The sequence below is a fragment of the uncultured Enterovirga sp. genome (assembly GCF_964242715.1).
Taxonomy (GTDB): domain Bacteria; phylum Pseudomonadota; class Alphaproteobacteria; order Rhizobiales; family Beijerinckiaceae; genus Enterovirga.
On sequence record NZ_CAXTAZ010000058.1, the window covers coordinates 1 to 24,472 of the forward strand.

The following is a 24,472-nucleotide window of genomic DNA, read 5'->3' on the forward strand; positions in this document are numbered from 1 at the left end:
GCGAGATCGCGAGCGGCATCGGGGCCAGCATGTGGGCCGCGTCGTATTCCTTGTTGAGCGTCTTGTCGCGGATTACGGCCCATCCGGCCGTCTTCACCACGTCCACCTCGAGACCCTGTTTCTGATAGAAACCGAGCGGGGCCGCCATGATGATCGGCGTCGCGCAGGTGATCGGGATGAAGCCGACCTTCAGCGCCTTCTTCTCGATCGCGCCTGTGCCCTGCGCGAAGGCTTCCGTCATCGCCCCGATCGGCAGGAGTTGGGACAGGGCCGCGAGCGCGGTCGAGGCGCCGACGGCGGACAGGAAGGAGCGGCGGGTCGCATCCTGCGGAAAGATCGCCCGCATCAGCGCGCCCTCGACGACACGGCCGTAACGGTCCTCGTCGCGATCGACGATCACGGCCGACGCCGCGTGCTCCGCCTCGGATGCGTGCGCCCCGCAGGAGCATCCTCGACGGCTCAAGGACCGGGTCGCGGCGAACGGATCGTCGAAGGTGGACATGGGATCTCCAGAGGGTCCGCCCATCGACGCAACCGATGTGCCACGGCGTCCGGAGGACGAGGATCGCCGGGCGTTGTCCGATGAGGCATTTCCGGGATTGCGAGCGGGCAGTGTGTGCCTAAAATCCGGGCAGATGGCGGATCGAGCGCCCGCGCTACGGAGGGCGCAACCCCTCAATCCTGGATCAGCTCACGGCATTTCGGTGCGTGGGTGAAGGCGCAATCGAAAAGCGACGCCGAGTGGCGCATGCGCTCGACGAGGTAGATCGCCCCGACCGTGAGCGCGACCGCGAAGAGCACGCCCAGGATCGCCCCGTTGCCGGGCGGCTCGCGATCGTCTTTCTGTTCGCTCATGCCGGCGCAGGATCGCAGCCCCGTGCAGCAGCGGCAAGCCGGCACGGCGCCGCTCCGAAGAAGGTTCATCCGTCGTGACGAGACCAGCGCCCGAGACGATCGCCTTCGCCCTCGCGGGCCTCGAAGCCCCGGCCGAGATCCTGGTGGATCCCTGGGGCGTGCCGCATATCCGGGCCGCAAGCCGGCGCGACCTCTTCTTCGTCCAGGGTTTCAATGCCGCGCGAGACCGGCTCTGGCAGCTCGACATCTGGCGAAAGCGCGGGCTCGGCCTGCTCGCCGCCGATTTCGGCCCGGGCTACCTGGCGCAGGACCGGGCCGCGCGCCTCTTCCTGTACCGGGGCGACATGGCCGCGGAATGGGCCGCCTACGGGGTCTCGGACCTCCAAGACGTCGTCACAGCCTTCGTGGGTGGTCTCAACGCCTATATCGACCAGCTGGCGGAGAGGCCCGGTCTCATGCCTCCGGAATTCACCGGCACGGGGACGAAGCCTGCCCGCTGGTCGCCCGAGGACGTCGTCCGGATCCGGAGCCACGCGATCGTCGTCAACGCCCTTTCGGAGGCGGCGCGGGCGCAGGTTCTCGCGCGGTCGGACCTCGCGACCGACCTCGTCCGGCGGTCGATCGATCCGCCGCACCGGATCGAGATCCCGGACGGATTCGACCCTGCGGCTCTTCCCTCGAATATCCTCGACGTTTTCCAGCTCGCGACCGCGCCCGTCACCTTCTCGCCCGACCGGCTTGCGGCGACACTCGCCGATGCCTGGCGCTGGAGCCGCGTCAGCGACCTCGGCGAGGTCTATGCGGCGCCGCGCGAGGATGGCTCGAACAACTGGGCGGTCGCCGCGAGCCACTCGGCCACCGGCCGGCCGATTCTCGCCAGCGACCCGCACCGGGTCTACGCGCTGCCCTCGCTGCGCTATGTCGTGCACCTGACCGCGCCCGGCCTCGACGTGATCGGCACCGGGGAGCCCGCTCTGCCCGGCATCTCCTTCGGCCATAACGGCCACGCCGCCTTCTCGCTCACCATCTTCCCGACGGATCAGGAAGACCTCTACGTCTACGAGACGGACCCGGCCGACCCCCATCAGTATCGCTATGGCCAGGACTTCGAGCCGATGCGGGTGGTGCGGGAGCGAATCCCGGTCGCGGGTGCGCCCGACCAGGAGGTCGACCTCCTCTTCACCCGCCATGGCCCCGTGGTCTCCGCCGATCCGGCCCGCAACCAGGCGGTGGCGGTCCGGACGGTCTGGTCCGAGCCCGGCAGCGCGGCCTATCTCGCGAGCGTCGGCGCGATGACGGCCGCCTCGCCGGAGGAGTACCGGGCGGCGCTTTGGCATTGGGGCGCGCCGGCCTCGAACCACGTCTATGCCGACCGGGACGGCCACATCGCCTGGTTCGTCGCCGGCAAGGCGCCGCGGCGGCCGAACTGGGACGGCCTCCTGCCCGTGCCGGGCGACGGGCGCTACGAGTGGGACGGGTTTTTGGACCCGGCCGATCTGCCGTCCAGCGTCGATCCCGAACGCGGCTGGGTCGCGAGCGCGAACGAGATGAACCTCCCGCCGGGCTACCCGGCCGAGGAGAAGAAGCTCGGCTTCGAGTTCCACGAGCCGGCGCGGGCTCAGCGGATCGCGGAGGTCCTCGGGGCCGGCATCCAGCATAGCCTCGAGGCCGCGATGGCGCTTCAGACCGACGACCGGTCAGGACCGGCCCGGCGGGTCGTCGGCTTGCTCTCATCGGCAGGCGGGAGGGCTGCCGCCCTCTTCGCGGGCTGGGACGGGTCCCTGGCCGAGAACAGCGCGCCGGCCGCCCTGTTCGAGGTCTGGTGGACGCGACACCTGAAACCGGCGCTTCTCGCCCGGGCCGCGCCGGATCCAGGCCTCCGCCGCCTGCTCGGTCCGGGCGATCACGAGACCCTGTTGGAGGGGCTGGAAGAGCCCGGCCGGTACACGTGGCTCGCCAGCCCGGAGGAGCGGGATGCGCTTCTCGCCACGACGTTGGCCGAGGCCTACGCCGCCTGCGAGGCGCTGCTCGGCCCCGATCCTTCCGGCTGGGCCTGGGGCCGGCTGCATCACGGCTATTTCGCCCATCCCCTGACCGCAGGGCGTCCTGAGGCCGGTGAATGGCGCGACGTCGGGCCTCTGCCCAAGGGCGGCTCGGGTTCGACGGTGATGAACACCCGCTACCGGCCGGGCGACTTCCGGGCCGTGGCCGGCGCCTCGTTCCGGACCGTGATCGACGTCGGGGCCTGGGACGAGAGCCGGTTCGTCAACACGCCGGGCCAGTCGGGCGACCCGCGGTCACCGCATTACGACGATCTGGCCGCGACCTGGGCCGCGCGCCAGTACCTGCCTCTGCTCTACTCGCGCGAGGCCGTGGAGGCAGCGGCCGAACTTCGGATACACCTCCGGCCCGCCTGACAGCGGCTGGGCCAGAGGAGGGGCGACGGCCGGAACGTCCGGCCGTCGCTGCTGTCGACAAGATGCGTGTGTGGCGAGCGCTCAGAAGCCTTCGTCGCCGAGCGTCGCGGAGCCGCCATAAGACGGGCCGGACTTGTAGGCCGCGCGACGGCCGTGACCGTAGCCGTCGTGGTGGCCCCGGCGGGGTGCGTATCCGGCCGATCCGTAGCCGCCGCCATAGGAGGCACCGTAGGACGCGCCGTAGCCGCCGCCCTGGTGCCCATAGCCGGCTCCGACCGGGGTCCAGGTCTTGTAGCCCGGGCTCGTCATCACGGTCTGCGTCCGGTAGCCGTATTGCGCGGGCTCGGCGTAGGGCACGACCTGGGGCGCCTCGACCATCACGGTCCGGGTCACGGTGCCGTAGCGGGCGGGCGTGGTCACCCAGCAGCCGACCTTGTTGCCGTAATGATCCCTCGTCACCGACCAGTGCCGGCTGCCGGGCGAGACCATCACGGTCTCCTGGACATGCTTGTAGCGGGCCGGCGTGGTGACCGCGTAGGTGCGGGGCGCGCGGACCATCACCTTCTCGGCGACTGTCCCGTAGGAGGGCGGAACGTAGGTCTGGCGGTAGCAATCGCCGGTGCAGCCATACCCCCCGGCGGCGGCCGGGAGCGCGCTGAGGCCGAGGGCAGCCGCTGCAAGAAGGTAACGCGACATCGTGGTAAACTCCGTTTCGGTTGCCGGACCGGTGATCACCAGCCTCGGATACGGCGACCAAACGCTCTCGACTTGAAATCGGCAAATGAATGCCGTCGGTAAGGTAAAATGCAGGAAGTTGTCGTGCGCTAAAACTCTCGCATTTACCTTTACGCCCCGCACCCCGAGCTTCCGGCAATTGCGTTTCCGCGCCGTTTGGTACAATCCCGCCCAAGGCGTCGGGCGCTTGGCGCACCGGGCGACGTGATCAGACGGGACGCGAGATGGCGAAGTGGGTCTATACCTTCGGCGACGGCCGGGCCGAGGGCGAATCCGGCATGCGCGACCTCCTTGGAGGCAAGGGCGCGAACCTGGCCGAGATGTGCAATCTCGGACTGCCCGTTCCGCCCGGCTTCACCGTCACGACGGCGCTCTGCACCTATTTCTACGATCATGAGCGCACCTACCCGCCCGAGCTCGACGGGCAGGTGCAGGAGGCCCTGGCGGAGGTCGGCCGGCTTACCGGCAAGGTCTTCGGCGATCCGGACAACCCGCTTCTCGTCTCGGTCCGCTCCGGCGCCCGGGCCTCGATGCCCGGCATGATGGATACGGTCCTCAATCTCGGGCTGAACGACGTCACGGTCGAGGCGGTCGCGAAGGCGTCCGGCGACCGGCGCTTCGCCTTCGACAGCTATCGCCGCTTCATCACGATGTACGCGAATGTCGTGCTCGGCGTGGAGCACCATCACTTCGAGGAGGTGCTCGACCTCTACAAGGACCGGCGCGGCTACACGCTCGACACCGATCTCGAGGCCGACGACTGGGCCGACCTCGTCGGGCGGTACAAGGCAATCCTGGAACGGGAACTCGGCCACCCGTTTCCGCAGGATCCGCACGAGCAGCTCTGGGGCGCGATCGGGGCCGTGTTCGGCTCCTGGATGAATGCGCGGGCGAAGAAATACCGCGAGCTGAACGGCATCCCGGCCTCATGGGGCACGGCCGTCAACGTGCAGGCGATGGTCTTCGGCAATCGCGGCGAGACCTCGGCGACGGGCGTCGCCTTCACGCGCAATCCGTCGACCGGCGAGCGCGCCCTCTACGGCGAATACCTGATCAACGCGCAGGGCGAGGACGTCGTCGCCGGCATCCGCACGCCGCAGGACATCACGGAGGTCGCGGCCCGGGCCTCAGGGTCCGACAAGCCCTCGATGGAACGGGCCATGCCCGAGGCCTACGGGGAACTCGTCCGGATCTACACGATTCTCGAGCGGCATTACCGCGACATGCAGGACATGGAATTCACGGTCGAGGAGGGCAAGCTCTGGATGCTCCAGACCCGGGGCGGCAAGCGCACCGGCAAGGCCTCGCTCCGGATCGCGGTCGAACTCGCGGCTGAGGGCGTGATCACCCAGGAGGAGGCCGTCGCGCGCGTCGAGCCGGGCTCGCTCGACCAGCTCCTCCACCCGACGATCGACCCGAAGGCCGACCGCAAGATCCTGGCGACGGGCCTCCCGGCCTCGCCGGGGGCGGCCTGCGGCGAGGTGGTGTTCTCGTCCGAGGAGGCCGAGACGGCCAAGAAGGCCGACCGCAAGGTCATCCTCGTCCGGGTCGAGACCTCGCCCGAGGATATCCACGGCATGCACGCGGCGGAGGGCATCCTCACCACGCGCGGCGGCATGACCTCGCATGCGGCGGTGGTGGCGCGCGGCATGGGCAAGCCCTGCGTCTCGGGCGCGGGCACGATCCGGGTGGACTACCAGAACCGCACCTTCACGGTCGGCGGCGTCACCGTGAAGGGCGGCGATATCATCACGATCGACGGCGGCTCGGGCCAGGTGCTCAAGGGCCCCATCGCGATGCAGGAGCCCGAACTCTCCGGCGAGTTCGCGACCTTGATGGGCTGGGCGGATGCCGCGCGCCGGATGAAAGTCCGGGCCAATGCCGACACGCCGACCGATGCCCGCGCGGCCCGCGCCTTCGGCGCCGAGGGTATCGGGCTCTGCCGGACCGAGCACATGTTTTTCGATGCCGAGCGCCTCGTCGCGATGCGCGAGATGATCCTGGCGGATGACGAGAAGGGGCGCCGGGCGGCCCTGGCCAAGCTGCTGCCCTTCCAGCGCGCGGATTTCGTGGAGCTGTTCACGATCATGAGCGGGCTGCCGGTGACCATCCGGCTGCTCGATCCGCCGCTGCACGAGTTCCTGCCGCATTCGGACCAGGACATCGAGGATTTCGCGGCCCAGACCGGTCTCCCCGTCGAGAAGCTGCGCCGCCGCGCCGCGGAACTGCACGAGCATAATCCGATGCTGGGCTTCCGGGGCTGCCGCCTCGCGATCGCCTATCCGGAGATCGCCGAGATGCAGGCCCGGGCTATCTTCGAGGCCTCGATCGAGGCCGCCAAGGCAACGGGCGCGGCCGTGCAGCCCGAGGTGATGGTGCCGCTCGTCATGACCAGGGCCGAGTTCGACATCGTCAAGGACCGGATCGATGCGATGGCGAAGGCGGTCGGCCAGGAGACCGGCACGATGCCGGAATACCAGGTCGGCACGATGATCGAGCTGCCCCGGGCCGTGCTGGTCGCGGGCGAGATCGCCGAGACGGCGGAGTTCTTCTCCTTCGGCACGAACGATCTCACCCAGACCGTGCTCGGCATCTCGCGAGACGATGCCGGCACCTTCCTCGGCCCCTATACGCAGAAGGGTATCCTGTCCGCGGACCCGTTCATGACGATCGACCGCGAGGGCGTTGGCGAGTTGGTCAAGATGGGCCTGGAGCGGGGGAGGGCGGTGCGGCCGGACCTCAAGGTCGGGATCTGCGGCGAGCATGGCGGCGATCCGGCCTCCGTCGCCTTCTGCGACGAGATCGGGCTCGATTACGTGTCCTGCTCGCCCTACCGCGTCCCGATCGCCCGGCTCGCGGCGGCCCAGGCGGCGCTCGGCTCGAAGGTGGCGAGCCAGGCCTGATCCGCCGTCTCGCCCGCGGGCCTCACGCCTGGATGATGCCCGCGACACGGAGCGCCATACCGGCAAGGGCGCAGCCCGCGAGCGTCGTCGTCACGCCGGCCTTGAACCGAAAGGTCGCGAGGCATGCGGCTCCCGTCAGGAGCACGGCCCAGAGATTGACGCTCGCGAGGACCGGGATGTCGAGCCGGATCGGACCCCAGGCGACCTGCCGGACCTCCGCGAACACGGTGTGGACCGCGAACCAGATGGCGAGGTTCAGGATGACGCCGACCACGGCCGCCGTGATGGCGGACAGCGCGCCGGTAAGCGCGCGCTTGCCGCGCAGGATCTCGACATAGGGCGCGCCTAGGAAGATCCAGAGGAAGCAGGGCGCGAAAGTGACCCAGGTCGCCAGCAGCCCGCCGAGGGTTGCGGCCGCGAGCGGTGCGAGGGTGCCGGGATCCCGATACGCCGCCATGAAGCCCACGAACTGGAGCACCATGATCAGCGGCCCGGGCGTGGTCTCGGCCATGCCGAGCCCGTCCAGCATCTCGCCCGGGCGAAGCCAGCCATAGGTCTCGACCGCAGCCTGGGCAACATAGGCGAGGACCGCATAGGCGCCCCCGAAGGTGACGACGGCCATCTTCGAGAAGAACACGCCGATGCGGCTCATCACATGGTCCGGGCCGAGCACGAGGACCAAGGCCGCGACCGGGACGAGCCAGAGCGCCGCGAAGACGAGCGCCATCCCGAGGGCTCGCCTGCCTCCCGCTCGGGCGTGGGCCGGGATCTCGGCGCCGAGGAGACTGTCCTCGTCCCGGAAATCCCCGGCCTTGCCGGTGCCGTGCTGGCCGGCCCCGAACGCGTCCGAGCCGCTTCGGGCGACGAGGAATCCGATCGCGCCGGCGACGAGGACCACCACCGGAAACGGGAGGTCGAAGAGGAAGAGGGCCAGGAAGGCCGAAGCCGCGAGCGCCCGCTGCCAGCCATTTCCGAGCGCCCGCCGGCCGAGCCGGACGACCGCCTGCAGCACGATCGCGAGCACCGCGGCCTTGAGGCCGAAGAAGAGGCCCTGGACGAGGGGAAGGTTGCCGAGAAGGACGTAGATCCAGGAGAGCGCCATGATGGCGACGACGCCCGGCAGGATGAACAGCAGGCCTGCGACGAGCCCGCCGCGCGTGCCGTGCAGCAGCCAGCCGATATAGGTCGCGAGCTGCTGCGCCTCCGGCCCCGGCAGGAGCGTGCAGAAGGAGAGCGCGTGGAGGAAACGGCTCTCGCCGATCCAGCGCTTCTCCTCCACCAGGATGCGATGCATCACGGCGATCTGCCCCGCGGGCCCGCCGAAGGAGAGGAGCGCGATCCGGGCCCAGACGTGGACGGCTTCGCGGAAGGGGAGGGGTTCTCCGGGCCTCACGGCCGCGCCGGACGGCTATTCGATGACGATGCGGGGCGCCGGCCGCGAAGCCGTGTCCGAGGTGATCCGCTCCCAGACCCGGGCCGCGATCTCCCGATAGGCGCGCGAGTGCGGCCCGTCCGGGTCGGTCGCGACCACGGGGCGGCCGGAATCGGAGGTCTCGCGGATCGCCATGTGGAGCGGCACCTCGCCGAGGAAGGGCACCCCGGCCGCCTCGGCCTCCCGTCGCGCGCCGCCATGGCCGAAGATGTGGGAGACGTGGCCGCATTGCGGGCAGGCGAAGGAGGCCATGTTCTCGACGATGCCGAGGATCGGCACCTCGACCTTGCGGAACATGGCGACGCCGCGCCTTGCATCGATGAGCGCGAGGTCCTGCGGGGTCGAGACGATGACGGCGCCGGCGAGCGGCACCGTCTGGGCCATCGTGAGCTGCGCGTCGCCGGTGCCGGGCGGCATGTCGACGACGAGGGCGTCGAGGTCGGACCAGGCGACCTCGCGCAGCATCTGGGTAATGGCCGACATCACCATCGGGCCCCGCCAGATCATGGCGGTCTCCTCCTCGACCAGGAAGCCGATCGACATCACCTGGATGCCGTAGCCGTCGAGCGGCTCGAGGATCCGGCCGGAGATGACGCGCGGCTTCTGGCCACCGAGACCGAAGAGGCGCGGTGCGGAAGGGCCATAGATGTCCGCGTCCAGGAGCCCGACGGACAGACCCTGCGCCTTGAGGGCGAGGGCGAGGTTGCAGGCGAGCGTCGACTTGCCCACGCCGCCTTTTCCGGACGCCACCGCGAAGATGTGTTTGACGCCCGGGATCGTCTGGGCGCGAGGCGGGCCTCCAGGACCACGGCCCGCTGGTCCGGCCGCGGGCGGGGCCGCTTGGCTCGAGGCGACACGGTCCGCCGTGAGGCTGACGAGGGCGGTGGCGACCCCGGGCAGGCTCTTCACGGCCCGCTCGGCCGCAAGCCGCACGGGTTCGAGCGCGGCGGCCTCCGCCGGCTCGATCGCGAGCGAGAAGGAGACCCGGCCGGTCCCGTCGATGACGATCGACGAGAGCCGGCCCGTCTCCGCGAGCGGCTTGCCGCCCACCCGAACCTCGCGAAGCGCGTGCAGCACGTCCTTCTCTGAAACCGACACACCAATCTCCCGCGCTTCGCCGATGCCTTAGGTCATCGCCGCCCGCCCGTTAAGCTCACAGACGCGCGAGCGGGCGGGCGTCGATGCCGCCATCGGGAAACCAAAGCCCGGTCCGCTCGTTCAAACACCGAAGGCGGACTGCGCAAGCCGAACGAGCGATGCGCGGTCCGACCCCCAGCCAGGAGACCCGAATGAGCCACGACCACATGCATCACGAAGGTGCGAAGAAGCTCTACGAGCTGATCAAGGACGTGCGCATCGCCATGATGACGTCGGTCGAGCCGGACGGATCGCTGCACAGCCGGCCGATGCACAGCCACAAGGCGGACGAGGCGGGCGACCTGTGGTTCTTCACTCGGGCCAAGACGCCGAAGGTCGGCGAGCTGAAGGCCGATTCCCAGGTGAACCTTGCCTACTCGGACCCCTCGAACCAGCATTACGTCTCGGTGTCCGGGAAAGCCGAGATCGTCACCGACAAGGCGAAGGTCAAGGAACTCTGGAGCGAGGGACTTCGGACCTGGTTCCCGAAGGGGCCGGACGATCCGGACATCGCGCTGATCCGTGTTCACCCGTCGGGCGGCGAATATTGGGACAGCCCGTCCCAAACGGTCCTGCAGATCTACGGTTATGCCAAGGCTGTCCTGACCGGGGAATCGCCGACCGAGCTTGCCGAGACGAAGAAGGTCAGCCTGAAGGCCTGAGTCTTCGGAGACCCTGTCACCCGTCATTCCGGGTCCGCGGCGCGAAACCCGGAATGACGGCCGTTCGGTTCCAGAGGGACGAGATCAGGTCGCCGATATAGCCGAAGACATCCATGATGGCCTCGAGCGTGATCCGGGGCCAGTCGAAGATCACGGCCGGGACCTGATAGACGAGGACCAACGTGCCGGCCCCGGCGAGGCCCGTCGTCGGGCCGAGATGGGAGGCGGTGGTCACCAGCGTCGCGGTGCCGATCACGGCGGCGACGACGGCCAGGACGGCGAGAGCGCCGAACGGATCGCGGCGGCGGCGGACGTCAGAGCGGGTCATGGGCGAATGGCCTCCTTGGCCCTTCGTTAGCCACCCGACGTTTCCGGACGACGTCGTCGCGACACGCGCCGGGAGCGCAGTTCCGTCGCTCGATCGCGAGTCGTGACGACAGCGTGAAAATCGGGCAGAGTCGCTTTGGCCGGCACCGTCGCGGGCGTCGCAGCATGTGAGTATCGCGATGGTCGACATCGCCACGCGGGTCTACAACCATAATTGGAAGATCGACCCGATCGTCCGCTCGGTCCTGGACACCGATTTCTACAAGCTCCTGATGGCGCAGACGATCTATCGTCGCCACAGAAACGTGGACGTCACCTTCGGGGTCGCGAACCGCACGCGTCGCGTGCGCCTCGCCGAGATCATCGATCCGGGACAGCTGCGCGAGCAGCTCGACCACGTCCGGACGCTGCGGCTGTCTCGCGGCGAGTCGACCTGGCTTCGCGGCAATACGTTCTACGGCAAGCGGCAGATGTTCTCGGCCGATTTCGTCGGCTGGCTCGAGACCTTCCGCTACCCGGAATATGAACTCCACGAGGTCGACGGCCAATACGAGCTCACCTTCCACGGCCCCTGGATCGAGACCACGATGTGGGAGATCCCGGCGCTCTCGATCCTGAACGAGCTGCGCTCGCGCGGCGTCACGAAGGGCATGGCGAAATTCGAGCTCGAGGTCCTCTATGCCCGCGGCATGTCCCGGGTCTGGGAGAAGATCGAGCGGCTGCAGAAGCTGCCGGGCCTGTCGATCTCGGATTTCGGCACCCGGCGCCGGCACGGCTTCCTGTGGCAGGATTGGTGCGTCCAGGCCATGAACGAGGGGCTGGAGAGCGCCTTCCTGGGCACATCGAACTGCCTCATCGCGCTCCGCCGCGAGGTCGAGGCCATCGGCACGAATGCCCATGAACTGCCGATGGTCTATTCGGCGCTCGCCGACACCGAAGAGGACATGCTGAAGGCGCCCTACCGGGTGCTCGCCGACTGGCAGGAGGATTACCAGGGCAACCTCCTCGTCATCCTGCCGGACACCTACGGCACGACCCGGTTCCTGGCCCATGCGCCCGAATGGCTCTCGTCCTGGACCGGCATCCGGATCGATTCCAAGGACCCGATCGAAGGCGGGGAGGAGGCCTATCGGTTCTGGCGCTCCCGCGGCGAGGACCCGCGCGAGAAACTGACCATCTTCTCCGACGGGCTCGACATCGATACGATCGAGCGCGTCCACGCCCATTTCAACGGCCGGATGCGGATCGGCTTCGGCTGGGGCACGCTCCTGACGAACGACTTTCGGGGCCTGGCGCCCGAAGCGCTGCTCGACCCGATCTCGATCGTCTGCAAGGTCATCTCCGCCAATGGACGACCGACCGTGAAGCTCTCGGACAACCCGACAAAGGCGATGGGCCCCGGCGACGAGGTCGAGCGCTACATCCGGGCCTTCAACGCGGGCCGTCGGGTCGCACAGCCGGTGCTCGTGTGAGGCTTCGTCGCGATGCCCTCCAGGGTTGGACTGCCGCCATGACCATGCTGGCCGCGGCGGCGAGCTGCGCCACTCCCACCCCCGCCCGCGCTCAGCCCGAACCCTCGGTCCGGGCCACCTGCGCCGATCTCCGGGAGAAGCTGGCCCGGCTCCCGCCCCATGACGACGAGGTGGTCGTCACGATCCAGGTCGAGGGCGAGGTGGTGGCGGCCCGAAAGGACGACGCGGTCGCCTACGTCGTGATCTGCCGCCCTCCCGACGCGCAGGTCGCCTGCATCACCTACAATATCGAGGAGCGGGCGGTCGGCGACAGGGTCATCGTGGCGGGCGCCTACGGGCCAGTCTCGCCGGACCGGATCGTGCTGGACCCGTGCCTGCATTTCGACGCACAGAGCAACAAGTAGAGAGCTCCGGGCGGGAGGCATCATCATGCAGGTCGATATCAATTGCGACATGGGGGAGGGCTACGGGCGCTGGAGCCTCGGCGACGACCCCGGCATGATGGAGATCATCACCTCGGCGAACGTCGCCTGCGGGTTTCACGGCGGCGACCCGAACACCATGGTCGAGACCGCGCGGCTCGCGAAGGAGAAGGGGGTCTCGGTCGGCGCCCATCCGGGCTTCAACGACCTGTGGGGCTTCGGCCGGCGCGTCATCCGCGGCGACACCATGACCGAGATCGAGACCATGATCGCCTACCAGATCGGGGCGATGCAGGCCTGCGCCTCTCTTGCGGGTCACACGGTCACGCATGTGAAGGCGCATGGCGCGCTCGGCAATCTCGTCAACGACGAGGAGGATTTCGCCCTCGCCCTCGGCCGCGCCATCAAGGCGGTCGACGCCTCGCTCATCTACGTGACCATGCCGGGGCTGGTCTCCGAGCGGGCCGCCGAGCGTTTCGGCCTCGCCACCGCGGCCGAGGTCTTCGCCGACCGCGCCTACGAGGATGACGGGCAGCTCGTCAGCCGCAAGAAGCCGGGCTCCGTCCTGCACGATTCCGACGAGGCCGCCCGACGGGTGCTGGCCATGGTGCGCGACCAGGAGATCACGACGGCGAGCGGCAAGCGTATCCCGGCCCGCATCGACACGATCTGCGTCCACGGCGACGGCGGGACCGCAGTCACGATGGCCCGGCGGGTGCGCGACGTGCTCGAGGCCGACGGAGTGCAGATCAAGCCGTTCGGACGCGGCTGAAGGCGACGCGGCGCTCTGCCGCCCGTCACACATACGCGATCAGGCGGCCCGCCAGGAGAACCAGGGTCCAGATGGCGAGGGACGCGAGCCCGTAGAGGCGCACGTCATGGGCCGGGAAGCCGCCGCGCCAGGCCGCGCCAAACCTGAGATGGATCGCGGCGACGTTCAGGAGCCCGAGCGCGATCAGGGCAACTTTCGCCAGGAAGGCCGGGTTGACGCCGGTCGCTCGCGCATCCGCCGCCAACAGCACGAACCCCGTTCCAAGCTGAAGCAGGAGGCCGAAGGCCGCGAGGGGCACCGCGGCGCGGGCGGCTCCGACGGCGTCCGCACCGCGGCGGCTCAGCACCAGCACGTCGAAGACGGCGATCGAGCCGAGGACGAGGGCTGCCCCGAGAACGTGCAGGCTGTTCGTGGCCGCATAGGCCCAGCCGCCGCTTCGCGCCCAGGCGCCGAGCGGCGACTCCTGAAGCCAGCCCAGCGCCTCGAGATACATCGAGTCAGCGCAGCTCGATGGTCTTCCCGGCCATCGTGATGCGCTCGGCCCGCATCTCCGGGTCGCCGGTCCGCTTCGGATAGCCTTCGAGCTTCACGTCCGAGCCGGCCTTGATCGTCTCGGGCGGGAGGCCGCGCGACGACATCCGGGTCGGCGGGGCGAGCACGGCGAGCCAGGTCTTGCCCTCGAATTTCAGGGTCACGCTGACGTGAGGATTGCCGGGCGACACCGTCTCGACCGGGCCGGACAGGACCAGCGTCTTGCCGGAATCGTATTCACCCCAGCCATGATGCGCCAAGGCGGTACCGCCCAGCACGAGCGCCCCGGCCGCGAAAGCTCCGAGGATAAAGGACGATCTCATTGCGAACTCCGGCGGCGCGTGTCTGCACCTGACGGGAAACGGCCGAAGCCGGTCGGGGTTCAACCGGGCGAAACTGGACGCGCGTCCGACGCGCCGCTATCCCGCACCCCTTTCCGGACCAGCCCCATGAATGCGCCGCCTCGCCTGTCGCTGCCGAAGGACAAGATCCGTGTCCTCTTCCTCGAGGGCGTCAACGACGCAGCCGTCGAGATGATGGTGGGGGCCGGCTACCGGAATCTCGAACGTCTGCCGAAGGCGCTGGACGCGCGCGCGCTCGAGACCGCGCTCCGGGACGTCCGCATCCTGGGCATCCGGTCGCGGACACAGATGAACGAGGCCGTGTTCGGGGCGGCGCCGCGGCTGATCACGCTCGGCTGTTTCTCGGTCGGCACGAACCAGGTCGATCTCGCGGCCGCGCGAAGGCGGGGCATCCCGGTCTTCAATGCGCCCTTCTCGAACACGAGGAGCGTCGCCGAACTCGTCATCGGCGAGATCGTGATGCTGCTCCGGCGCGTGCCCTCGCGCTCGGAATCGACGCATCGCGGCGGGTGGGACAAGTCGGCCGAGGGGAGTTTCGAGGTGCGGGGCAAGACCCTCGGCATCGTGGGCTACGGCAATATCGGCTCCCAGCTCTCGAACCTCGCCGAAGCGATGGGCATGCGGGTGGTCTTCTACGACCACACCGATAAGTTGCGGCACGGCAATACCGAGCCAGTCGACACCCTCGCGACGTTGCTCGCGACCAGCGACGTGGTCAGCCTGCACGTGCCGGAGACGGCGGCCACCGCCGGGATGATCGGTGCGGCGGAACTTGCCGCGATGAAGGCCGGCTCCGTCCTCATCAACAATGCGCGCGGCACCGTCGTCGACCTCGACGCGCTGGCGGCCGCACTCCGGCGCGGGCATCTCGCCGGGGCCGCGATCGACGTCTTTCCGGCGGAACCCGCCTCCAACGCGGAGCCTTTCGTGACGCCGCTCCAGGGGATCCCGAACGTCATCCTCACGCCGCATATCGGCGGCTCGACGGAAGAGGCGCAGGAGCGGATCGGGGCCGAGGTCGCCCGCAAGCTGATCGACTATTCGGATACGGGCTCGACGGTCGGCGCCGTGAACTTCCCTCAGGTCCAGCTGCCGCCGCGGCCTTCGGGCACGCGCTTCATGCAGGTGCAGCGAAACGCGCCCGGCATGCTGCAGCGGCTGAACGACGTCTTCGCTCGCCGACGCGTCAACATCGCAGGGCAATACTACCAGACAGACGACGAGATCGGCTACGTCGTGATCGAGGCGGACGAGGCCGGACCCGATGCCGATGCCATCCTGGCCGAGATCCGTGCCTTGGACGAGACGATCCGGGCTCGGATCATCTACGAACGCCGCTAGGCGCCGAGTGCTGACCTCGAGCGGCGGGCCGCGCTGGCTTGCAGCGAAGCCAGCGATGCCGCCCGGGTCGGTTACCCTTGCCGAGAGTCACGATCAGCAATCCGACGCCACCCCCATGGCCTAAGGGCCTCCGTCGTCAGACGAAGGTCGATCGCGGTCGAACCGGCGTCGGGGTCGCGAGTTGAAACCGAAGTTCATCAGGCAGGCCGCCAACCGGCGCAACTTCGATTCCACGCTCGGTGACTTCCCGGCGAACGCGAGCGGCCTGAGCGCGCCGATGTCCACCACGACATCCGACGACAGCAGCCTCGAGCACGAAGCATCGGAACTCGGCGCAGCGCGATGATGCGTTTGCGTGACGTGAATGGGGCTCGGTCGAGCCGAAGGAGAGATGATGGAACGCCGCAACGACATGCCGCCCACCCAAACGATCCGGCCCATGGACACGCCGCCGGACACGTCCGCCCCGACGACGGCACAGTTGAAGGCGGACATCGACAGCGGGAAGACGGGCGACAAGACCGAGGTCTTCGACCCCGGGCTGTCGCCGCTCGGTACGGACGACGAGGCGGCCGGCACGCCTGCCGAGCCTCATCGGGTCCGATTGGCTCGGCATCTCGAAGGTGCGAAGCGATGGGCGAGCGGAGCCGCGCGTGCCGCCTACGCGCACCGGCAGGCCGATCATGTCGTCGTCGCCTTCGTGGGGGTCGCCGTGGTGATCGGGTGCGTGATGGCCGGCGGGATCGTCTGGGGTCGGTCCTGGTAGCGCCAGCGCTTCCCGAGACCGCCGAGCGAGCTAGACCCGCGACCAGGCGAGGCAGCCGGCGACGAGGCTCGAGCTGCTGACGAGGAGAGCCCCGTTGGCATAGAGCGCGGCCGGGCTCCGACCGCCGAGATCCACGGCCAGCACGTCACCGTTCCGGCTCGACCACAAGACCCGTCCGTCGACGGCGGCCACGGCCGCGAAGGCTGCCGGAGCATCGATGCCGGATCGGAAGACCACCATCGCGGTGCTGACCCCGGGCGGGGGCAGGATCGCAACGGGCCCCGCCACGACAACCAGGGCGGCGAGGGCAGCGGGGGCGCGCCGAAGGCCCGGTCCGGACGGGCCGTCATGGCCCGTCTTCCGCATCAGCCACCAGGCTGCCGCGAGGCTCGGGACGGCGAACACCACGAGCCAAGCGATATCCCAGAAGAGCGGGTTCGGCACGTCTACGCGGATGCGGTGGATGCCCATGACCCAATGGAAACCGACGACGTCCACGACCTGCCAGACGCCGAAGCCGAGAAAAGCCGAGCCGACGATGCGGAGGTCGTCCCGCCGTCCCGTGATCCTGTCGCGCGAGCGCCACAGGAGCCACAGCCCGCCGAGCGCGATCACATACATCAGCACGTGGAAGAGCCCGTCCGCCAAGATCTGCACGCGAATGTCCCGCAATCCCTCGCCCCCGACGAGGCTGAGCAGGTGATGCCATTGCAGGACTTGGTGGAGCAGGATGCCGTCGATGAAGCCGCCGAGCGCGAAGCCGAGCACGCCGGCCGCGACCGTGGGGCTCGGGCCCGCCGCGCGAGACGTGTCGTTTGTGGCCATCACCGGCTCCTCAGGCGCGTGAGGTCGACCCATCGTGGCTTGGCCTCGCCCCTATCCGCGCCAGCCTTGGCCCGGGCTTGTGAGCCGGCCCACAACATAGTTTGGGCCGGCTCCTACGAGGCTTCGATACGGAAACTTCGGACTGCTGCGGTCCGTGTTGCCGCGCTTCGGGGTGGTGACCCCGCCTGAGGTCGGCCTCCCGCGCGGTCTTGCAAAAACAATCCGGGCCGGTTCGGGGTCTCGCGCATTGGTGCGGAGACGCCCCCCATGCGCCGCGGCAGGAGAATGAAACGTCCCAGGAGAACAATGTGCGTCATGTGCTACCGTCCTCGGAGGGCCGTGGCGACTGGGCGTGGGCCTTGCTTCGGCACATTCCTAACGCCGGGCTCACGGCTCGGAGCGAGCCGGCTCGGGCCGAACTGAATCAGTCCGATCGGGTACGATGACGAATTTCTCTCGCCGCGGACCGAAACTCTGGGGCCTTTATGCGTTAAGCTGATGTCTCCCCTGTCCTCGCCTCCGGCGGACCGGGCCCTGATCTCGAATGGCGGGTTTGAACAGATGCAGCAAACGGTGAGTCATGCGTCCTCCATGCTGCTCGACAAGCTCTCAGGTCACCAGGATTATTCTGAGCGCGACACCCGAGGCGATCAGCGTCCCCTTTTGTTATGCTTGTCGCATCTGCGCTGGGATTTCGTCTGGCAGCGACCGCAGCATCTGCTGACCCGCGCCGCTCGTCATTTCCGCGTCATCTTTTTCGAGGAGCCGATTTTCAAAGCGGGCATCTCCGCGAAACTGGAATTGTTGGCTCGCAACGGGATCCAGGTCGCCGTTCCGGTTCTGCCGGAAGGGATGTCGGCGAAGGAGGTCGTAGCCACCCAGCGCCGCATGGTCGACGAGCTTGCCCGCACGGCGACGTCAAAACTGGCGCTTTGGTACTACACGCCGATGGCGATGAGCTTCTCCCGGCATCTCCATGCCGACATCGTGATCTACGACAACATGGATGAGCTGTCGGCCTTCCGCGGTGCATCGCCGGAGATGATCGAGAACGAGGCTGCGCTGCTCGTTCGTGCTGACCTCGTGTTCACGGGAGGGGTGAGCCTCTACGAGGCCAAGCGTGATCGGCACCCCAGCGTGCATGCGTTTCCGTCCAGCATCGAATTCGCGCATTTCGCGGCAGCCCGAACCTGGACGAAGGCGGAGCCGTCCGACCAGGCTGGGATCCGGGGACCGCGCCTCGGCTTTTTCGGGGTCATCGATGAGCGCCTTGACCTCGGTCTCGTGGACGGGATCGCCCGGGCCCGGCCGGACTGGCAGCTCGTCATGATCGGGCCGGTGGCGAAGATCGACCCGGCAACGCTGCCCCGGCGGGACAACATCCATTGGCTCGGGTCGAAGCCCTATTCGGATCTGCCCTCCTATCTCGCGGGCTGGGACGTGGGGCTGATGCCCTTCGCCCTCAACGAAGCGACGCGCTTCATCAGCCCCACGAAGACGCCGGAATTTCTGGCAGCGGGCGTGCCGGTCGTGTCCACGCCCATCGCGGATGTGGTACGGCCGTATGGCGAGAAGGGGCTGGTCGAGATCGCCGGAACCGCGGAGGAGGTCGTAGCAGCCGCCGAGGCCTTGATGAACAGGCCGCGACCTGCATGGGTTGCGAAGGTCGACCGACACCTCGCCGGCAATTCCTGGGACGCGACGTGGGACGCGATGCATCGGCTCGTCGGGGCAGAGCTTCGTGTCTCTCCGTCCCGTCTCCCGGCGAGTTCCATGCTCTCCGTCGCAGCCGAGTAGGTCCAAGATGTATGATTGGTTGATCGTCGGCGCCGGCTTCGCCGGTAGCGTCCTGGCCGAACGTCTCGCCAACGAGCGCGGCGATCGGGTGCTGGTGATCGACCGGCGCAACCATATCGGCGGCAACGCCTACGATCGTTATGACGATGCGGGTCTGCTGATTCATCAATATGGCCCGCACATCTTCCACACGAATGCGAAGCCGATCCTGGACTACCTCTCCCGCTTCACGGAATGGCGGCCCTACGAGCATCGGGTCCTGGCCGAGGTGGACGGGCAGCAGGTGCCGATCCCGATCAATCTCGACACCGTCAATCGGCTCTATGGACTCGATCTCGAGTCTGAGGAGTTGGAGGCTTGGTTCGCCGAGCGGGCCGAGAGGGTCGAACAGATCCGGACGTCGGAGGACGTGGTCGTCTCGAAGGTCGGCCGGGAGCTCTATGAGAAATTCTTTCGTGGTTATACGCGGAAGCAATGGGGCGTGGACCCGTCGGAACTCGACAAGTCTGTCACCGCGAGGGTGCCGACACGCACCAACCGTGACGACCGCTATTTCGGTGACGAGTTCCAGGTCATGCCGAAACACGGCTACACTCGGATGTTCGAGTCGATGCTGAGCAGTCCCAACATCAATGTGATGCTCCAGACGGATTACCGCGACGTCCGTGACCTGATCCCTCATCGCCGCACGATCTTCACCGGACCGATCGACGAGTTCTTCGGCCACCGTTTCGGGCGACTGCCTTATCGTTCGCTGCGCTTCGATCATGTGACGCTGGACACCGAGCAGCACCAGCCGGTGGCCGTCGTCAATTATCCACAGACCCAGGATTACACCCGCGTCACCGAATACAAATACCTTACTGGGCAGGTCCACCCGAAGACGAGCCTGACCTACGAATATCCAGCGGCAGATGGCGACCCCTATTATCCGGTGCCGCGCCCGGAAAACGAAGAGCTGTTCAAGAAATACGAGAAGCTCGCGAATGCGACCTCCGACGTCTGGTTCGTCGGTCGGCTCGCGACCTACCGGTACTACAATATGGATCAGGTCGTCGGTCAGGCCCTCGCCACGTTCCGGCGGATATCGGAGGCGCTTCCGGCGGACGCCGATACCCGTGAGGTGCGATCGCTGGGAGCGAACGCCCTCGCGTCCTGAGTCAGTCGCGAGCGTAGCGTAGCTTGGTCGGCCATGTGGTATGGGGCGCGATCCATGCATCGTCGGCCGGGGCGGAGACGAGTAACCCGTCGGACATATCTCTGCCCGGGCCTGTGCGGGACGAGGCCGCTGCGCCCGTGACATCCGGCCCGGTCGCACTCACGAGCGGAAGGGGGTCCTTGCTTCCGCCTCTCGCCAGCGCGCTCGAGCGATCGCGGCGAGCGCTGGTGCGCGGTCCAGGAGGTTCCGCTTCAGGCGGCCGAGTACCATTCTAGAAAGGCGCCGGTAGACAGAAGCACGTAGACTAGGGGCTGCCCGGCCATGCTGCGTCGCTTCCGGTGTAGGCTTGGGCACGGCTCGAGAAGGCTATTGCTTGCCTTCCGCAAATCCCTCAGGTTCCAGCTAACGAACAAAGTTTCGGGAGGATCGCATGGGCATCGATCGGCGGAGCCTTCTCTGGGGCGCGGCTGCGGCCGGAACCATCGCGACGCCCATGTCCGACTGGTCGGCTGCATGGGCCCAGGAACAGCCATTCAAGCCGGAAGCCGGCGCGAAACTGAATTTCCTGAGATGGGGCAAGTTTCTCGACGCGGAAGACAAGGCGACGCGGGACAATATCGCGGCCTTCACCAAGGCGACCGGGGTCGAGGTCTCGATCACGAGCGAGTGGCAGGACGATATCCAGCCGAAAGTGGCGGTGTCGGCCAATAGCGGGTCAGGCCCGGACGTGGTCTGGGCCATCCACACGACGCCGTTCCTGGTCCCCGACAAATGCCTCGACGTGTCCGACGTCGCCGACTACGCCGGCAAGAAATACGGCGGGTGGTATCCGCTGGTCGAGCAATACGGGAAGCACCAGGGCCGCTGGATCGCGATCCCGAACGTCGTCATCGGCGTCCTTCCGGTGTTCCGGACCTCCCACGTCAAGGCGGCGGGGTTTGACACGTTCCCGAAGGATATGGACGGCTTCCTGAAACTCTGCCAGCAGCTGAAGGCGAGCGGCCACCCGGCCGGCTTCGCCTTCGGCAAGGCGCCGAGCGACGGCAACGCCTTCTGCAACTGGCTCCTGTGGAGCCATGGCGGCAAGGTCGCCGACGAGAACGGCAAGGTCGCGATCAACTCTCCCGAGACCGTGCGGGCGCTCGATTACGCCCGAGCCTTGTTCCCAACCTTCATCGACGGCACCGCCGGCTGGAACGACGCGACCAACAACCAATCCTTCCTGGGCGGCAACATCTCGCTCACGAACAACTCGGTCTCGATCTACGGCAAGGCCAGGAACGACAAGCTCGCGATCGCCGACGACATCGACCATGCGCCTTGGCCGGTGGGACCGACCGGGGTGCCGGCCGAATTCCATCTCGTCTACCCGCTGATGGTGTTCTCCTTCACGAAATATCCGAATGCCTCGAAGGCCTTCCTGGCCTTCATGATGGAAAAGCAGCAATACGATCGCCTGCTGGAAGGCTCGGCCGGGTATATCAGCCAGGCCCTGCGGGGCTATGCCAACCATCCTGTCTGGGACAAGGATCCGAAGATCGCCAGGTTCAGGGACGCCCCGGAGCGCGGCAAATCGGTCGCCTGGCCGGCACCGGTGAGCCCGGCCGCGGCCAGCGTCTTCGCGGATTTCGTCCTCATCGACATGTTCGCCGAAGTGGTGACCGGCTCGGCATCGCCGAAAGACGCCGCCGCGAAGGCCGAGAGGCGGGTCCAGCGGCATTACCGGGCCTGATCGGACCGCTCCGACGAAGCCCTCCAGTCAGCAGCACGATCAGGATCAGTGATGGCGTCGATCGGGTTCATCGGGCTTGGCGTGATGGGGCGCGAGATGGCCCGGCATCTCGTCCGGGCTGGCCACCGCGTCCAGGCCCACGATGCCCGGGCGGAGGCCGTCGACGAACTGGCGGCCGAGGGGGCGGTCGCGGCCCGGAGCGTGGCCGAGGCTGCGGACGGGGCCGAGTTGGTCATCGCCATGCTGCCGGACACCCCTCAGGTCGAGGAGATCGTCCTCGGTCCGGGCGGCCTTCTACACCATCCGCCGCCCGGTCGGCTCTTCGTCGACATGAGCACGATCTCGCCGACCGCGACCCGGCGCATGGCGGCGGAGCTCGCAGGTGCCGACATCGTCATGATCGACGCCCCGGTCAGCGGCGGGCCGTCCGGTGCGAAATCCGCCAAGCTCTCGATCATGATCGGCGGCCCGGAGGAGGGTGTCGGGCGGGCGAGGCCGATCCTCGAGGTGATGGGCTCGACCCTGGTCCATGTCGGCGAGGTCGGCGCCGGACAGACCGTGAAGGCGTGCAACCAGCTCGTCTGCGCCATGAACATCCAGGCCATCTGCGAGGCTCTGGCCCTCGGGCGGGCCGCCGGGCTCGACCTCGATAAGCTCCGCGAGGTGCTGCTTGGCGGCGCCGCTTCGTCCTGGATGCTGCAGAATTTGGGCCCGCTGATGCTGGCCAAGGATGCCTCGGCCGGCTTCCGGATCGACCTCAAGCTGAAGGACCTGCGCCTGGCCGGCGAACTCGCCTTCGAGCTCGGCGTCCCGCTACCCGGCACGGCGCTCGCAACCAGTCTCTATCTCGAGGCGCGCGCGCATGGCGAAGGGGGCAACGGGAACCAGGCCCTGTTCCGCGTCTACGACCGGTTGAGCAATCAGGACAGCGAGACGAGCCGGGTCGGGTAGGCGGCTCAGGTCGTGCGTCCTTCGTGCGGGCCGAAGGCGAGCCTCGAAGCACGCACCCTGGCCGGCCGATCAATGCCCTTCCACCTCCGGCAAGAGCGTCACGATCCCAGCGCCGTCGAGTTCGCTCTTTCCCTGCGACACCATCATGCGAAATAGCATCAAGGCCTGTGACAGCATCGGCATGGGCAGGTGCTGGGCCCGTGTCGCCTCATGGACGAGTTCAAGGTCCTTCAGCACCTGCCTGGCATAGCCGCGTGGCGCGTAATCCTTGGCGACCATGCGGGGGAAAATGGCCTGGAGGACGGCGGAGTTGCCGAGGCCGGGCGCGAGGGCGGCCGGGATGCGGGACGCATCGACGCCGTAGGCTTCCGCGAGGCGCAGCCCTTCAGCCACGATGACGTAGTTCGTCAGGCAAAGCGCCTGGTTCACGAGCTTCGTCGCCTGTCCGGCACCAGTGCCGCCCATGTGGGAGGCAAGTCCGAGATGGTCGAGCACCTTCCGGGCCGCCTCGAACGCGGCCTCGCTTCCGCCCGCCATGATGGCGAGCGTCCCGGCTTCCGCCGCCGGCGGGCCGCCGGACACGGGGGCGTCCAGGAAGGCTGCGCCCGCGCCCTCGAACGCGGCGGCGATCTCCTTCGTGATGCCCATTTCGGTCGTCGAGACGTCGATCACGGTCTTGCCCGAGAGCCCGCCGGCTGCGACGAGCGCCGACGCGACGTCCCGCACGGCCTGGGAGGTCGTGACGCAGATGAGGATCGTGGTCGCCGTTGCCGCGATTTCGACCGGCGACGAGGCGGGCTCGACCTTCCAGGCGGCAGCCTCCTGGATCTTGGCGGGGTCGGCATCGTAGCCGAGGACGCGATGGCCGGTCGCGACCAGGCGTTTGGTGAAACCTGCACCCATGAGGCCGAGGCCGATGAAGCCGATGGTCATGCGGAGATGCCTTTCGAGAGAAGCCGGTAGATACGAACGGCGTTATCGTGGAACAGCCGGGTCCGGTCCGCCTCGGTCCGGTCCGCTGTCGCGGCCGCGAAGCCGCCGAAGATCTCGCCGAACGAGCCGCAGAGCCGGTCGACGGGGAAATTGCTGGCGAACATGCAGCGCTCGACACCGAAGATCGCGATCGCGTCGCGGATGACGGGGCCGTTCGCCTCGACGGTCCAGGGCAGGCCGAGGCGACCCAGGCCCGAAATCTTCAGCGCCACGTTCGGGTGATCGGCAACGCGCTCCAGACCACTTCGCCAAGCGGCCAGGCCCTCGGCCGAGCGGTCGGAGGGAAGCCCGGTGTGGTTGATGATGATCTGCGTCGCGGGGAAATCGCGCGCCAGTTCGGCCGCGGCCTCGAGATGCCACCAGGGCGTCTGCAGGTCGAAGGAGAGGCCATGCTGCGCCAGGATAGCGTAGCCGCGCCGCCAGACGGGGTCGTCCATCGAGCCCGGCTCGCCGCGCCGGGAGTCGGACGGGGAGGAAGCTGAGCGGGGCTTATGCCGGATCCCGCGAACGAGCGGCGAGGCCGCCTGCGCCGCCAGCGTTTCGGCCGCATCGGCCCGGTCGAGCCAGGCTTGCGCGATGCAGGCCGAGGGCAGGCCGTGCGAGTGCGAGACCTCCTCGAGCCAGCGCGTCTCCCCGACCGGGTCGGCCGGATTCCACTCGGCCTCGCAATGGACCGTGCCGACGATCTCGAAGCCGGCCGCGTCGCGGCGGTAATCCTCCGGCATGTAGGTTCGGCGGAGCGGACTGTAATCGCCGTAGCGGAACGGGATCGGCTCCGGGTCGCACAGCCAGGGATGGTAGTTGCGGTCGAGGTCCCAGAAATGCTGATGCGGGTCGAGGATTCGCAGCGCAAGCCTCGGCCCGTCGCTCGATGGCGGCAT

24 protein-coding genes are annotated in these 24,472 nt (G+C 68.1%); 13 read left to right on the top strand and 11 right to left on the bottom strand.

All coding sequences use genetic code 11. The features are described 5' to 3' along the window. A partial coding sequence (locus ACFE87_RS21215) for an ABC transporter substrate-binding protein (protein ID WP_375461655.1) occupies positions 1-502 on the bottom strand: 502 nt, incomplete at its 3' end. Positions 503-675: 173 nt separating this feature from the next. Continuing rightward, complete coding sequence (locus ACFE87_RS21220; RefSeq protein ID WP_375461656.1) at positions 676-855, bottom strand: hypothetical protein; 180 nt, start codon at positions 853-855, stop codon at positions 676-678. A gap of 74 nt (positions 856-929) precedes the next feature. On the opposite strand from ACFE87_RS21220, the gene ACFE87_RS21225 reads away from it, so the two are divergent. Then, the gene (locus ACFE87_RS21225; RefSeq protein WP_375461657.1) at positions 930-3,272 is read left to right on the top strand and encodes a penicillin acylase family protein; all 2,343 of its coding nucleotides are present in this window, start codon (positions 930-932) and stop codon (positions 3,270-3,272) included. 81 nt (positions 3,273-3,353) lie between these two features. Here ACFE87_RS21225 and ACFE87_RS21230 read toward each other — a convergent pair whose 3' ends face one another. Further along, a complete protein-coding gene (locus ACFE87_RS21230; RefSeq protein WP_375461658.1) occupies positions 3,354-3,968 on the bottom strand; it encodes a hypothetical protein in 615 nt (204 codons plus the stop codon). A 263-nt stretch (positions 3,969-4,231) separates the two neighbouring features. On the opposite strand from ACFE87_RS21230, the gene ppdK reads away from it, so the two are divergent. Further along, entirely contained in the window at positions 4,232-6,910 is a 2,679-nt protein-coding gene (ppdK, locus tag ACFE87_RS21235; RefSeq protein WP_375461659.1) for a pyruvate, phosphate dikinase, read from the top strand. 22 nt (positions 6,911-6,932) lie between these two features. Here ppdK and chrA read toward each other — a convergent pair whose 3' ends face one another. Next, positions 6,933-8,303, bottom strand: a complete 1,371-nt coding sequence (gene chrA, locus ACFE87_RS21240; RefSeq protein ID WP_375461660.1) for a chromate efflux transporter — start codon at positions 8,301-8,303, stop codon at positions 6,933-6,935. Between the two features lie 15 nt (positions 8,304-8,318). After that, complete coding sequence (locus ACFE87_RS21245) at positions 8,319-9,440, bottom strand: Mrp/NBP35 family ATP-binding protein (RefSeq protein WP_375461661.1); 1,122 nt, start codon at positions 9,438-9,440, stop codon at positions 8,319-8,321. A gap of 191 nt (positions 9,441-9,631) precedes the next feature. On the opposite strand from ACFE87_RS21245, the gene ACFE87_RS21250 reads away from it, so the two are divergent. Beyond that, positions 9,632-10,141: a pyridoxamine 5'-phosphate oxidase family protein gene (locus ACFE87_RS21250; protein WP_375461662.1), complete on the top strand. Its 510-nt coding sequence runs from the start codon at positions 9,632-9,634 to the stop codon at positions 10,139-10,141. Positions 10,142-10,157: 16 nt separating this feature from the next. On the opposite strand, the gene ACFE87_RS21255 is transcribed toward ACFE87_RS21250, so the two are convergent. Continuing rightward, positions 10,158-10,469 carry a hypothetical protein gene (locus tag ACFE87_RS21255; RefSeq protein WP_375461663.1) on the bottom strand — a complete coding sequence of 104 codons (312 nt, stop codon included), beginning with the start codon at positions 10,467-10,469 and terminating at the stop codon, positions 10,158-10,160. Positions 10,470-10,647: 178 nt separating this feature from the next. On the opposite strand from ACFE87_RS21255, the gene pncB reads away from it, so the two are divergent. From pncB to ACFE87_RS21270, 3 genes are read left to right on the top strand one after another with little or no spacing between them, the layout of a single operon-like run. Next, positions 10,648-11,940, top strand: coding sequence for a nicotinate phosphoribosyltransferase (pncB, locus tag ACFE87_RS21260; RefSeq protein WP_375461664.1), 1,293 nt, complete (start codon positions 10,648-10,650; stop codon positions 11,938-11,940). A gap of 38 nt (positions 11,941-11,978) precedes the next feature. Further along, a complete protein-coding gene (locus ACFE87_RS21265) occupies positions 11,979-12,344 on the top strand; it encodes a hypothetical protein (RefSeq protein WP_375461665.1) in 366 nt (121 codons plus the stop codon). A 25-nt stretch (positions 12,345-12,369) separates the two neighbouring features. Continuing rightward, a complete protein-coding gene (locus ACFE87_RS21270; protein ID WP_375461666.1) occupies positions 12,370-13,134 on the top strand; it encodes a LamB/YcsF family protein in 765 nt (254 codons plus the stop codon). Positions 13,135-13,159: 25 nt separating this feature from the next. Here ACFE87_RS21270 and ACFE87_RS21275 read toward each other — a convergent pair whose 3' ends face one another. Further along, entirely contained in the window at positions 13,160-13,627 is a 468-nt protein-coding gene (locus ACFE87_RS21275; RefSeq protein WP_375461667.1) for a hypothetical protein, read from the bottom strand. A gap of 4 nt (positions 13,628-13,631) precedes the next feature. Next, positions 13,632-13,988 carry a DUF6152 family protein gene (locus tag ACFE87_RS21280; protein WP_375461668.1) on the bottom strand — a complete coding sequence of 119 codons (357 nt, stop codon included), beginning with the start codon at positions 13,986-13,988 and terminating at the stop codon, positions 13,632-13,634. 126 nt (positions 13,989-14,114) lie between these two features. Between ACFE87_RS21280 and serA the strand changes: the two genes are divergently transcribed. The 3 genes from serA to ACFE87_RS21295 all read left to right on the top strand — a co-directional run bounded on the left by serA (position 14,115) and on the right by ACFE87_RS21295 (position 16,134). Further along, positions 14,115-15,368, top strand: coding sequence for a phosphoglycerate dehydrogenase (gene serA, locus ACFE87_RS21285; protein ID WP_375461669.1), 1,254 nt, complete (start codon positions 14,115-14,117; stop codon positions 15,366-15,368). A gap of 181 nt (positions 15,369-15,549) precedes the next feature. Then, complete coding sequence (locus tag ACFE87_RS21290; protein ID WP_375461670.1) at positions 15,550-15,714, top strand: hypothetical protein; 165 nt, start codon at positions 15,550-15,552, stop codon at positions 15,712-15,714. Between the two features lie 45 nt (positions 15,715-15,759). Next, the gene (locus ACFE87_RS21295; RefSeq protein WP_375461671.1) at positions 15,760-16,134 is read left to right on the top strand and encodes a hypothetical protein; all 375 of its coding nucleotides are present in this window, start codon (positions 15,760-15,762) and stop codon (positions 16,132-16,134) included. A gap of 30 nt (positions 16,135-16,164) precedes the next feature. Here the strand turns inward: ACFE87_RS21295 and ACFE87_RS21300 are convergent, their stop codons facing one another. Beyond that, positions 16,165-16,959 (bottom strand): DUF2243 domain-containing protein, encoded by a 795-nt coding sequence (locus ACFE87_RS21300; RefSeq protein ID WP_375461672.1) that lies wholly within the window; start codon positions 16,957-16,959, stop codon positions 16,165-16,167. A 498-nt stretch (positions 16,960-17,457) separates the two neighbouring features. On the opposite strand from ACFE87_RS21300, the gene ACFE87_RS21305 reads away from it, so the two are divergent. The 4 genes from ACFE87_RS21305 to ACFE87_RS21320 all read left to right on the top strand — a co-directional run bounded on the left by ACFE87_RS21305 (position 17,458) and on the right by ACFE87_RS21320 (position 22,598). Continuing rightward, a complete protein-coding gene (locus ACFE87_RS21305) occupies positions 17,458-18,756 on the top strand; it encodes a glycosyltransferase family 1 protein (RefSeq protein ID WP_375461673.1) in 1,299 nt (432 codons plus the stop codon). 7 nt (positions 18,757-18,763) lie between these two features. Then, positions 18,764-19,915: a UDP-galactopyranose mutase gene (gene glf, locus ACFE87_RS21310; RefSeq protein WP_375461674.1), complete on the top strand. Its 1,152-nt coding sequence runs from the start codon at positions 18,764-18,766 to the stop codon at positions 19,913-19,915. A gap of 430 nt (positions 19,916-20,345) precedes the next feature. Beyond that, a complete protein-coding gene (locus ACFE87_RS21315) occupies positions 20,346-21,647 on the top strand; it encodes an ABC transporter substrate-binding protein (protein WP_375461675.1) in 1,302 nt (433 codons plus the stop codon). Positions 21,648-21,698: 51 nt separating this feature from the next. Beyond that, positions 21,699-22,598, top strand: coding sequence for an NAD(P)-dependent oxidoreductase (locus ACFE87_RS21320; RefSeq protein WP_375461676.1), 900 nt, complete (start codon positions 21,699-21,701; stop codon positions 22,596-22,598). A 69-nt stretch (positions 22,599-22,667) separates the two neighbouring features. Here ACFE87_RS21320 and ACFE87_RS21325 read toward each other — a convergent pair whose 3' ends face one another. After that, complete coding sequence (locus tag ACFE87_RS21325; protein ID WP_375461677.1) at positions 22,668-23,531, bottom strand: NAD(P)-dependent oxidoreductase; 864 nt, start codon at positions 23,529-23,531, stop codon at positions 22,668-22,670. After that, the gene (locus ACFE87_RS21330) at positions 23,528-24,472 is read right to left on the bottom strand and encodes an amidohydrolase family protein (RefSeq protein WP_375461678.1); all 945 of its coding nucleotides are present in this window, start codon (positions 24,470-24,472) and stop codon (positions 23,528-23,530) included. The genes ACFE87_RS21325 and ACFE87_RS21330 overlap by 4 nt, the downstream gene beginning before the upstream one ends.

Bases quoted from the DNA above. Each gene is read 5' to 3' on its own strand.
- glf (WP_375461674.1), top strand. From the start codon at position 18,764: ATGTATGATTGGTTGATCGTCGGCGCCGGCTTCGCCGGTAGCGTCCTG.
- pncB (WP_375461664.1), top strand. From the start codon at position 10,648: ATGGTCGACATCGCCACGCGGGTCTACAACCATAATTGGAAGATCGAC.
- ACFE87_RS21320 (WP_375461676.1), top strand. From the start codon at position 21,699: ATGGCGTCGATCGGGTTCATCGGGCTTGGCGTGATGGGGCGCGAGATG.
- ACFE87_RS21315 (WP_375461675.1), top strand. From the start codon at position 20,346: ATGGGCATCGATCGGCGGAGCCTTCTCTGGGGCGCGGCTGCGGCCGGA.
- ACFE87_RS21275 (WP_375461667.1), bottom strand. From the start codon at position 13,627: ATGTATCTCGAGGCGCTGGGCTGGCTTCAGGAGTCGCCGCTCGGCGCC.
- ACFE87_RS21325 (WP_375461677.1), bottom strand. From the start codon at position 23,531: ATGACCATCGGCTTCATCGGCCTCGGCCTCATGGGTGCAGGTTTCACC.
- ACFE87_RS21300 (WP_375461672.1), bottom strand. From the start codon at position 16,959: ATGGCCACAAACGACACGTCTCGCGCGGCGGGCCCGAGCCCCACGGTC.
- ACFE87_RS21255 (WP_375461663.1), bottom strand. From the start codon at position 10,469: ATGACCCGCTCTGACGTCCGCCGCCGCCGCGATCCGTTCGGCGCTCTC.
- ACFE87_RS21330 (WP_375461678.1), bottom strand. From the start codon at position 24,472: ATGCCGCCATCGAGCGACGGGCCGAGGCTTGCGCTGCGAATCCTCGAC.
- serA (WP_375461669.1), top strand. From the start codon at position 14,115: ATGAATGCGCCGCCTCGCCTGTCGCTGCCGAAGGACAAGATCCGTGTC.
- ACFE87_RS21250 (WP_375461662.1), top strand. From the start codon at position 9,632: ATGAGCCACGACCACATGCATCACGAAGGTGCGAAGAAGCTCTACGAG.
- ACFE87_RS21265 (WP_375461665.1), top strand. From the start codon at position 11,979: ATGACCATGCTGGCCGCGGCGGCGAGCTGCGCCACTCCCACCCCCGCC.
- ACFE87_RS21295 (WP_375461671.1), top strand. From the start codon at position 15,760: ATGATGGAACGCCGCAACGACATGCCGCCCACCCAAACGATCCGGCCC.
- ACFE87_RS21230 (WP_375461658.1), bottom strand. From the start codon at position 3,968: ATGTCGCGTTACCTTCTTGCAGCGGCTGCCCTCGGCCTCAGCGCGCTC.
- ppdK (WP_375461659.1), top strand. From the start codon at position 4,232: ATGGCGAAGTGGGTCTATACCTTCGGCGACGGCCGGGCCGAGGGCGAA.
- ACFE87_RS21280 (WP_375461668.1), bottom strand. From the start codon at position 13,988: ATGAGATCGTCCTTTATCCTCGGAGCTTTCGCGGCCGGGGCGCTCGTG.
- ACFE87_RS21270 (WP_375461666.1), top strand. From the start codon at position 12,370: ATGCAGGTCGATATCAATTGCGACATGGGGGAGGGCTACGGGCGCTGG.
- ACFE87_RS21220 (WP_375461656.1), bottom strand. From the start codon at position 855: ATGAGCGAACAGAAAGACGATCGCGAGCCGCCCGGCAACGGGGCGATC.
- ACFE87_RS21305 (WP_375461673.1), top strand. From the start codon at position 17,458: ATGTCTCCCCTGTCCTCGCCTCCGGCGGACCGGGCCCTGATCTCGAAT.